This is a genomic window from Myxococcota bacterium, assembly GCA_035498015.1.
Classification (GTDB): Bacteria; Myxococcota_A; UBA9160; order SZUA-336; family SZUA-336; genus VGRW01.
Genome location: DATKAO010000218.1, coordinates 1 through 9,527, shown reverse-complemented (window position 1 = coordinate 9,527; position 9,527 = coordinate 1). Strand labels below are relative to the sequence as shown.

At 71.7% G+C, this 9,527-nt stretch carries 10 protein-coding genes and 1 other RNA gene; 2 read left to right on the top strand and 9 right to left on the bottom strand.

The window, feature by feature from the left end; translation table 11 throughout:
- Positions 1-235 (bottom strand): FAD-binding protein (locus VMR86_19275; protein ID HTO09201.1); only part of this gene is annotated, 235 nt, incomplete at its 3' end.
- A 56-nt stretch (positions 236-291) separates the two neighbouring features.
- Between VMR86_19275 and VMR86_19270 the strand changes: the two genes are divergently transcribed.
- Positions 292-873, top strand: a complete 582-nt coding sequence (locus VMR86_19270; protein HTO09200.1) for a hypothetical protein — start codon at positions 292-294, stop codon at positions 871-873.
- On the opposite strand, the gene VMR86_19265 is transcribed toward VMR86_19270, so the two are convergent.
- The 8 genes from VMR86_19265 to VMR86_19230 all read right to left on the bottom strand — a co-directional run bounded on the left by VMR86_19265 (position 870) and on the right by VMR86_19230 (position 8,622).
- Entirely contained in the window at positions 870-1,526 is a 657-nt protein-coding gene (locus VMR86_19265) for an HAD family hydrolase (GenBank protein ID HTO09199.1), read from the bottom strand. The two genes, VMR86_19270 and VMR86_19265, sit on opposite strands and share 4 nt — an antisense overlap.
- Before the next feature lie 9 nt (positions 1,527-1,535).
- The gene (locus tag VMR86_19260) at positions 1,536-3,632 is read right to left on the bottom strand and encodes an ATP-binding protein (protein ID HTO09198.1); all 2,097 of its coding nucleotides are present in this window, start codon (positions 3,630-3,632) and stop codon (positions 1,536-1,538) included.
- Between the two features lie 7 nt (positions 3,633-3,639).
- A complete protein-coding gene (locus VMR86_19255) occupies positions 3,640-4,248 on the bottom strand; it encodes a hypothetical protein (GenBank protein ID HTO09197.1) in 609 nt (202 codons plus the stop codon).
- Complete coding sequence (locus VMR86_19250; protein ID HTO09196.1) at positions 4,235-5,626, bottom strand: hypothetical protein; 1,392 nt, start codon at positions 5,624-5,626, stop codon at positions 4,235-4,237. Before VMR86_19250 ends, VMR86_19255 begins: the two co-directional genes overlap by 14 nt.
- Positions 5,613-6,329, bottom strand: coding sequence for a hypothetical protein (locus VMR86_19245; GenBank protein ID HTO09195.1), 717 nt, complete (start codon positions 6,327-6,329; stop codon positions 5,613-5,615). Before VMR86_19245 ends, VMR86_19250 begins: the two co-directional genes overlap by 14 nt.
- 62 nt (positions 6,330-6,391) lie before the next feature.
- A complete protein-coding gene (locus tag VMR86_19240; GenBank protein ID HTO09194.1) occupies positions 6,392-7,114 on the bottom strand; it encodes a response regulator transcription factor in 723 nt (240 codons plus the stop codon).
- A complete protein-coding gene (locus VMR86_19235) occupies positions 7,083-8,036 on the bottom strand; it encodes a HAMP domain-containing sensor histidine kinase (protein HTO09193.1) in 954 nt (317 codons plus the stop codon). Before VMR86_19235 ends, VMR86_19240 begins: the two co-directional genes overlap by 32 nt.
- A gap of 397 nt (positions 8,037-8,433) precedes the next feature.
- A complete protein-coding gene (locus VMR86_19230; GenBank protein ID HTO09192.1) occupies positions 8,434-8,622 on the bottom strand; it encodes a hypothetical protein in 189 nt (62 codons plus the stop codon).
- A 789-nt stretch (positions 8,623-9,411) separates the two neighbouring features.
- Between VMR86_19230 and ffs the strand changes: the two genes are divergently transcribed.
- An RNA gene (gene ffs, locus VMR86_19225) (signal recognition particle sRNA small type) lies at positions 9,412-9,510 on the top strand.
- Positions 9,511-9,527: the final 17 nt, after the last annotated feature.

Sequence of the window (9,527 nt, the reverse complement as noted above, 5' to 3'; positions counted from 1 at the left end):
CGCGCTCGCGGTCGAGCGACGCGATGCCCTGCCAGTCGTCCAGTGACACGAGCGTCCCGCCTGTCGCACACAGCGGCGTGAACGAGTGACCCGTTCCCGCCACGCGCAGGCCGCGGCCGTCGGCGGTCGCAGCTGTCACCGCGGCCACGAGCTCCGCCTCGTCGCGAGGCCGCGCGAAGCGGGCGGGAGCACAGGTCACTCGGCCCGAGAAGTTGGTCCAGCGTTCGTCCGACATTCCTGCAAGTCTACATACTCAATCGAATGAGATTCATTGCCGATCGGCCTGAATGAATGGCCCAACCGCCCTCGATCAAGGCGACCGGCTTCCAGTCGGCCGCCGACGACTTGATCCGCCTGGCCGACGCCGGGCGGATCTCGCGGGCCGAGGTCGAGGCGCGCCTGCGCGCGGAGGACCTGCGCTACCTGGACAAGCAGCTCGCCGCGACCACCTGGGTGCCGATCGACACCTACGCGCGCGTGGTCGACATCCTGGTCGAGGTCGAGGCCAACGGCTACCCCGAGGTGTATCTCCACAACCGCGGCGTGCGCGCGGGGCAGCGGCTGCACAAGGCCAACATCTACCGCCAGTTCGAGGCCTCGACCGAGACCTGGGGCAACCGCGTGGGCAAGATCGTCACGACCATGTCGACCGTGCTCTACAACTTCACGCGCTGGACCTTCGAGATCGGGCAGGGCAAGGGTGTCTGGCAGATCACCGTCGACGACGCGGCGCTGTTCCCGGAGGTCGCGCGCTTCACGACCCAGGGCTTCGTCGAATACGCCTCGCGCGCGGTCTCGGGCGGGAGCGAGGTCGTGACCAGCGAGCGAGTCGGCAAGGACCGGCTGATCTACAGGGGCGAGCGGGTCCGCTAGCAAGAGAAGCCGAGCGCCGCGGGCAGGTCGGCCATGGCCGAGAACACGCGCGCGCCCGCCGTCGCGAGCGGCCCGGGTGACTCGCTGCCCGCGTAGCCGAAGGCGGTCATGCCGGCGGCGACCGCGGCGCTGACTCCGTGCGGGCTGTCCTCGATCACCGCACAGCGCGCCGGCTCGATGCCGAGCCGGGCCGCCGCGTGCAGGAACAGGTCGGGCGCCGGCTTGGGTCGCGCCACGTCCGCGGCGCTGAAGATGCGGCCGGCGAAGCGCTCGAACAGCCCGACCTTGGCCAGCGTGACCTTCATGATCGCGCGGCGTCCGTTCGACGCGACGCACTGGAGCGTCGGGATGCGCTCCAGCGCATCGTGGATGCCCGGCACGGCGACGAGCTCGCGTTCGTAGGCGCCGAGCATGCGCCGGTAGAAGTCGGCGGCGAACGAATCGGGCAGCGGGCGACCGAGCTTGCGCTCGAACAGCGCGAGACACACGGGCCAGGAGTGACCCTTGTAGTCGCGCAGCGAGTCCTCCGCGCTGGTCGGCAGCCCGATCCCCGTGAGACACTCGGCGAGCACGCGGTTCGCGATCGGCTCGCTGTCGATCAACACGCCGTCGCAGTCGAAGATCACGAGCTCGAAACGGGGGGTGCTCGGCACCCCGGGAGACTAGCCGTCGGTCTTGCGCTCGGCGAGGAAGCGGCCGACCAGCTCGAGCAGTGCGGCGCGGTCGACGGGCTTCGAGAGATAGTCGTCGCAGCCGGCCTCGATGCAGCGCGCGCGGTCGCTGGCCATGGCGTGCGCAGTGAGCGCGACGATCGGGCCGGAATAACCTTCGGAGCGCAGGCGCCGCGTGGCCTCGTAGCCGTCCATGACCGGCATCTGCATGTCCATCAGCACCAGGTCGAACGGGCGCTCGGCGTCGAGCGCGGCGAGCGCCTGGTCGACCGCCTGCGCGCCGTTCTCGACCAGCGCCACCTCGGCCTCGGTCGGGCGCAGGAAGGCGCGCACCAGGCGCTGGTTGTCGAGCCCGTCCTCGGCCAGGAGCACGCGGGCACCCGGGAACGCGCGCTCGGGCGCGGCGGGGCGCCGGGGCGCACGCGTGCTCGCGTCGGCGCTGCGCGCGTCGAGCTGCGCGCTCTCCGGCGCGGGCAGAGTGAGTCGGAACTCGCTGCCGCGGCCCAGGTCGCTCGACACGGTGAGCGAGCCGCCCAGCATGCCGGCGAGCCGGCGCGAGATCGACAGGCCCAGGCCCACCCCGCCGTAGCGCCGGGTGTGCGAGCTGTCGGCCTGGCCGAACGGCGCGAAGATCTTCTCGTGGTCCTTGGCGTCGATGCCGATGCCGGTGTCGCGCACCGCGAAGCACACGGTGCTCGGCGAGTCGCGGCCCACCCACAGCGAGACACTCCCGTGCTCGGTGAATTTGAGCGCGTTCTGCAGCAGGTTCGCGAGCACCTGCCGCACGCGCGGCGCGTCGGTCTCGACCACCTCGGGACAGCTCGAGTCGATCTCGAAGTTGAACTCGAGGCCCTTCTCGCGCGCGGCCTCGGCGACCGGCGCGGCCGCGTCCTCGACCAGCCGGCGCAAACGGCACGGCTGGCGGCGCAGCTCGATCTGACCGGCCTCGACGCGCGAGATGTCGAGGATGCCGTCGATCAGCTGCAACAGGTCGGCGCCGTTGCGCCGCACTGCCGCGCCCCACTCGGCGCGCTCCTCGCCGCGCGCCTCGCCGGCCAGGAGCAGCTCGGTGTAACCCAGCACGGCGGTCATGGGCGTGCGGATCTCGTGACTCATGTTGGCGAGAAACTCGGTCTTCGAGCGGCTCGCGGACTCGGCGGCGTCCTTGGCCGCGAGCAGCTCGCGGTGCTGGCGCTGCACGGTCGTCGCGTGCTCCTCGAGCCGGCTCGCCATCTCGTTCACCGCGCGTGCGAGCTCGCCCACCTCGTCGCTGCGCGGCGTCGCGACGCGCGCTCCGAAATCGCCGTGGCCGATCCGGTCCGCGGCCACCAGCAGCTGGCGCAGCGACGCGGCCAGGCCGCGCGACAGGATCAGGCTCGCGATCAGCGCTCCGGCCAGCGCGAGCGCCCCCGCGGCCAGCAGCCGGCTGCGCGAGCGCGCCAGCGCCGCCCGCTCCGAGTCGAGCCGTGACTCGACCCGCAGCCACGTGCTGTCGAGCGAGCGCACCGGGAATACCAGCGTCTCGCCTTCGACGGGCTCGCCATCGCCCAGGGTCACCCGCGCGCCGCACAGCTCGCTCCAGTCGTGCAGCGTGTGCTCGTCGATCACCTCGGCGGCAGTGAGTCGGCCGACTGGATCGTCGACTCCGCCCACCGCCACGCTGACCAGCGCGTAGAGGCGGTCGTTCACCGCCACCAGCCGCGAGCTCGTGTAGCTGCGCGCGTACGCGTCGAGTGACTCGTCGCCGGACGCCGCGGCCACGCGGCCGTGCCCGTCGATGAACAGGATGCGCGTGGCCCCCAGGTTCAGGCGCAGGTCCTCGGCGTAGTGAGCGAGCGTCGGCGGGTCTTCGACTTCGAGGTTCGCGCGCAGCTGCGGCGTGCCCGAGATCGCGCGGTAGCGCTCCGACACCGCGGCGAGGTGCGCGTCGACCAGCCGGTTCACCGCCAGCGCCGAACGCTGCAGGCGCTCCGATGCCGCGTGGCGCAAGTCGGTCGCGAGCGTGCGGTCCTGGAACAAGAGCGCCAGCGCGATGGCGACGCTCGCGGTGGCGGCGAGGATCGCGATCAGTCGCGCGCGCAGCGACATGCCCGCCTCAGGGGCTCGAGGCGACCACGAGGTTCGCGGTCACGTTTCCGCCGGTCACCTGCACCAGCTGCGATGCGGGCGGCAGGCGCCGGTTCCAGGTGCGCAGCCGGTAGCTGCCGGGCGGGACGTCGCGGATCGCGAACTCGCCCTTGGCATTGGCGATGGCATGCCAGATCGAAGGCGCGACGAAGATGGTCGCGTTCATCGACTCGTGGATCGAGCAGTACACGCGCACCACGCCGGGATACTGGAAGGTCTTGGAGCGCGACTCACCGCGCGGGTAGAGCCCGAGGTCGAAGTCGTTCGGCGTCGAGTAGGAGAAGACGTTGTGGAAGATCACGTCGTCGTTGGGCATGACCACCGTCTCACCCGCGGCGATCACCAGGAAGCTGGGCGAGAAGCTCGCGTCCTTCTGGTGGATCTCGAGCGGCCGCTTGGGCAGCGAGAACGACAGCGGCTGCGTGCCCGCGCTCTCGAGATACACGACGATCGGGCCCGCGTCCTCGAGCGACACGCCCGCGACGCCCACGCCCACCTTGCCGTGCACCTCGCCGGCGCGCGCGCCGAGCGCGAACAGCAGCACGAGCGCCGCGGTGATCCGGCTAGAAGTGGACACTGAGCTCCATTCCGAAGAAGTCCGGGTGGTCCGCGGCTTCCTTGATCTCGGGGTCGGTGATGCCCCGGACCAGCGCGATGCGCTGGAAGGTGTACTGGGTCTTGAGCGTGATCCAGTCGGAGAGCGGAATGCCGAGCACCAGCGCATAGCTGTCGAGCTCGCTCATGTTGTAGCCGATCGCGCCGTTGCGGTAGTCCAAGAGATAGCCCTCGTTGTCGCTGTAGGTGCCGAGCCCGCTGGCGCGGAACGCGAAGTAGGCGGGCGCGAGCCTGGGCGAGATCATGCGCAGCTGGAACATGGCCTCGGCCAGCCAGTAGATCAGGTTGCGGTCGTAGAGTGACCCGCCGGTGGAGTCGATCTGCGCGCCGCCGTACGACAGCCACAGGCGCATGTCGGAGAACTTGAAGATCGCGTCGCCGCCGAGCACCGTGATGCCGCGCAGCTTGTTCGGGCCGGGCGGGATCGGCTCGCCGTGGTCGAAGGCCTGGACCGGCGGCCCGAACGTCGCGCCGAAGGCGCGCGGGATCATCTCGCCGAACCACAGCGACGCGAAGGCGGGCGAGCTGTCCGAGCCGAGCGTGCCGCTGCGCAGCCCGGAGACCGACAGGTGCAGCCACTCGTACGGGTCGGCCGCCAGCTTGAGTGAGACCTGCTGCGAGCCGTTGGGCAGCGCGCTCGACGCGTTCTCGCCGTCGGTCAGCGAGAAGTTGTAACTCGCCTTGCCCTCGAAGAGCTTGCCCCAGACCTTCACGCCCTCGTCCCAGAACCAGGGCGGCGGCGCCGACAGGGCGATGAACGGGTCGGCGTACTTGCCGCGGCTGAAGCGCAGATAGTTCTCGCCGAACGGGATCTGGAAGCGGCCGAACTGCACGTTCAGCCAGTCCTGGTCGGCCAGACCGCGCAGGTCGACGTAGACCTCGCCCAGGTTGTTGAACAGCGCGCCGTTGCGGGTCACGTTCCACTCGAAGCCGAAGCCGGCGTCGCGCAAGAGCTTCGCGTTGCCCCACTGCACGTCGCGCGCGAGGTCGGCGTCGAGGAAGAGACGCAGGTCGTACACCGACGCGCCCATGTGACTGTACGGGCCGTAGTCCTGGCCGTGCAGCCAGGTCAGATCCGAGCTGCCCGAGACGCGCACGCGCTCGGCCCAGGAGGCGGCGCCCGAGCCGGAGCCCGGGCTCGCGCCCGACCCGGACGCGGGCGTGACGGCGGGGGTCTTCTCGCTCTCGAGCTCGTCGATGCGCTGCTCGAGCTTGTTCACCGCCGCCCGCAGCTCTTGGAGCTCGGCGTCGCGCGGGTCCGCGTCGTCGGCCCGCGCCGTCGCGCCGGCGAGCGCGAGCAGCGCGGCGGCGACGAACGCGAGTGACTCAGCGGCCTGCATCGGAGGTCTCGGTCGGCGTGCGCCCGACGCCCATCTCGAGGTCCACGCGCAAAAGCTGGTCGGCCAGCACGTCCACCGCGCGCGCGACCGGAGGCAGGCGCGGGTGCCAGGCGTGCAGCTCCGCGTGGCCGGGAGCCACGTCGCGCAGCTCGAAGCGAGGGTCCCGGGTCAGCACGGCGTAGGGGCCGGGCGCGGCGAAGAAGCCCGCTTCGGCCTGCGGGCGGTCGAGCAGGAACAGCGGGTGGGCGCCCGGCGCGCGCACCGGAATGGTGAGCGACTCGCCCGGGCCGACGCGCGCCACCAGCGAGAGCGACGGGCACGACACGGTGTGCGGCTCGCCGGTGGTGTTGCGCACGGTGACCGTGCCGTTCTGCGCGAGCGCGGCCCAGCGCGGCTCGAGCCGGGTGTCGAACTGGCTGGCGCGGATCGAGAGCTCGACCTGCTCGCCGGCGGGCGGGGCGCCCTCGAGATACACCACGGCGAAGCCGGGCTGCGAGTAGTCGACGATCTGCGCGTCGCGCAGCCGCGGATCCGAGTAGGTCGCGTCGCCGCGCTCGGGCATGGTGACTCCCGGGTGCGGGCGCAGGGTCAGCTCGCCGAACACCGTGCCCCTGCCGTGACTCGGCGCGGGCGGGTTCGAGGCGCAGGCGAGGCTGAGACCCACGAGGGCGAGGCAGACGCTGAAGCTGCGCACGAGCTGCATACCGATGAGAATCGGGCGCGGTCCAGCGAAACTGGACCGTATCCCCTTCTCTGTGCGGTGAGTCAGGCTCGGGCGGGCTTGGGGATCAGGCGGTACCCGAACGACCGCACCGACACCAGGTGGCGCGGCTCGGACGGATCGGGCTCGATCAGCTTGCGAAGCCTGAGCACGAACGTGTCCACCACGCGCGTGCGCGTCTCGGGGTGCAGGTCCCAGACCTCCTGCAGGATCTCGCCGCGCGAGACGGCCGTGTCGCGCCTGGCCCACAACAGCTGCAGGAGCGCCAGCTCCTTGGCGGTGAGCGAGTGAGTCTGGCCGTCGCGCTCGAGCTCGAAGCGGTCGGGGTGGACGACGGCGCTGCCGATCGTGAACGGCGCTTCGGTCTCCGACTCCGGCTCCGCCTGCGCCGCGCGCCGCAGCAACGTGCGCGCGCGCGCCATCAGCACGGGCAGCGAGAAGGGCTTGGTGAGATAGTCGTCGGCGCCCAGGTCGAGCCCGCGCACGATGTCGCTCGCCGCGTCGCGCGCGGTGAGCAGGAGCACCGGCACGTGGTTCTCGGCCGCGCGCAGCCGGCTCACCACGTCCAGGCCCGAGATGCCCGGCAGCATCACGTCGAGCACCACCAGGTCGACGTTCTCGCGGTCGGGGTCGGCGAGTCTCTGCAGCGCCGACTCACCGCGCTCGGTGGTCTCGACGCGGTAGCCCTCGGCCTCGAGGTTGAACGCCAGGCCGCGGGCGAGGTGCTCCTCGTCCTCAACCAGCAGGATGCGCGCGTTCGCCGACATGTCCGGGAAGCGTGAGGATGAAGCGGCTGCCCTTGCCTTCGCCGTCGCTCTCGGCGCGCACGCTGCCGCCGTGCGCGCGCGCCACGTTGCGCACGATCGCGAGCCCGAGGCCGAGGCCGTGCGCGGCGCGCACCGCCTCCTGCGGCAGGCGCTGGAAGCGCTGGAACACGCGGTCCAACGCCGACGCGGGGATGCCCACGCCGCGGTCCGCGAACTCGACCTCGATGCGCCGCGCCGAGACCGCGCGCACGTGGATCTCGATGTGCACCGCCCCGCCCGCGTAGCGCACGGCGTTGTCGAGCAGGTTGCGGAACGCCACGCGCAGCTGCTCCGCGTCGCCGCGCGCGCGCGACGGCGGCACGTCGGTCACGATCGCCTCGGCGGGCAGGCCGTGTCTCTCGCGCGCGTCGGTCGCGCACTCGTGCAGGAGCTTCGCCAGGTCGACCGGCTCGCGCCGCGCGCGTTTCTCGTCGGTGCGCGCGGCCTGGATGATCTGGTCGATCGTGTTCTGCAGCCGCTCCAGATCCTCGGCCATGATCGACAGGAACTCGTTGCGGCGCTCGTTCGGCAGCGCGCGGCCGCGCAGCGTGTCGAGATACAGCTGCAGCGACGCCAGCGGCGTGTGCAGCTCGTGAGTCACCGCGTCCATGAAGTTCTGCTGTCTCTGGTTCGAGCGGATCTCCCGCACCAGCCACACCGCCTGCAGGATCAGCACGGTGATGATCAGCGCGAAGAACAGCGAGCCCAGCCCGATCAGCACCCAGTGGACCGGGGTCAGGCCGGCGGCGAAGGCCTCGGACTCGCGCGCGACGAGGATCTGCCAGCCGACGGTCAGCGCGATGGTGATCGCGACGATGGCCGCGGTGAGCGTGATCGGGACCGAGACACGTGCCGCGCGCATGCGCCGGCCGAGTGTACGCATTCGCGACCCGCTGTGTAAGATGCGGCGCCATGGGGGTGGCGCGGGCAGCATTCGCGGCGCTGGCATTCGTGCTGTGGGGCGCCGGCGCCGCCCGGGCGCAGCTCGACGCCGAGGACCTGGAGCTGCGGGTCGCGATCGAGGAGCGCCAGGCCGAGCTCGAAGCGCAGCTCGCCGACTGGGTCGGGCGCAACACCGGCTCCTGGAACACCGCGGGGCTCGAGGCCTTCGCGCCCCTGATCGGCGCCGAGCTCGCGAGCCTGGGCTTCGAGGTCTCGATCGAGCCGCCGGCGCCGCTGGCCTATCCGGACCGCAAGGACGCCCGCACGGGCCCGATCGTGCTGGCCGAGCGGCGCGCGTTCATCGAGCCCGAGCATGCCAAGCACTTCCTCCTGCTGGGTCACTTCGACACCGTGTTCGAGGCCGACTCGCCGTTCCAGGCCTTCGCGCTCGACCCCAACGACCCCGCGCGCGCGCTCGGACCGGGAGTCACCGACATGAAGGGCGGGCTCGTGATCCTGCTCGCGGCGTTGCGCGCGCTGGCGGAGAGCGGCGACCTGGGCCGCTTCGACGTCACGGTGTTGCTCAACTCCGACGAGGAGATCGGGTCACTCGGCTCCCGCCCGCGCATCGAGGCCGAAGCGCGCCGCGCGCAGCTCGGCTTCGTGTTCGAGTCGGCGCGCGTGGGCGGCGAGATGTCGCGCTCGAGCGCGGGCGTGGGCCAGTTCTATCTCGCGGTCACGGGCGTGGCGGCGCACGCCTCGAGCGCGGCCACCGAAGGCCACAGCGCGATCGTGGCGCTGGCGCGCAAGGTGATCGCGATCGAGTCACTCAGCGACTACGACCGCGGCGTGCTGCTCAACGTGGGCACGATCGCGGGCGGCACCAAGCGCAACATCGTGCCCGACCACGCTGGAGCCTGGATCGACCTGCGCTACGACGAGCTGTCGGCCGGCGAGGAGACGCAACGCCGGCTCGAGGCGATCGCGCGCGCGGTCGACGTGCCCGGCACGAGCGCCAAGCTGTGGGGCCGCCTGCACCGGCCGCCCAAGGTCGAGAGCCCGGCGGTCGACGAGCTCTTGGCGGCGCACCGGCGAGTCACGCGCGAGCTCGGCTACGCCTCGCCCGAGCCCGTGCACTCCACGGGAGTCACCGACGGCTCACTCACCGGGGCGGTCGGCCTGCCGACGCTGGACTCGATGGGCGCGCGCGGCGGCGGGGCGCACACCGAGCGCGAGTTCGTGGTGCGCGCGAGCCTGGCCGAGCGCGCCGCGATCGCGGCGGTGCTCCTGCGCCGCCTTTCGCGGCCGGCGTCCGGCCCGGGTTTACCGACACCGCCGGCCAAGTTAGAGTCGTCGGGCCCATCTCCGGCGGTGATCGCTGGGTCCCGGCCGGTGGTTGGTCCGTAAACCCCGCCAGGTCCGGAAGGAAGCAACGGTAGCGGCGCTCTCCAGGTGGTCGGATCGGCCCAGCGATCACCCCCGGAGATGGGCC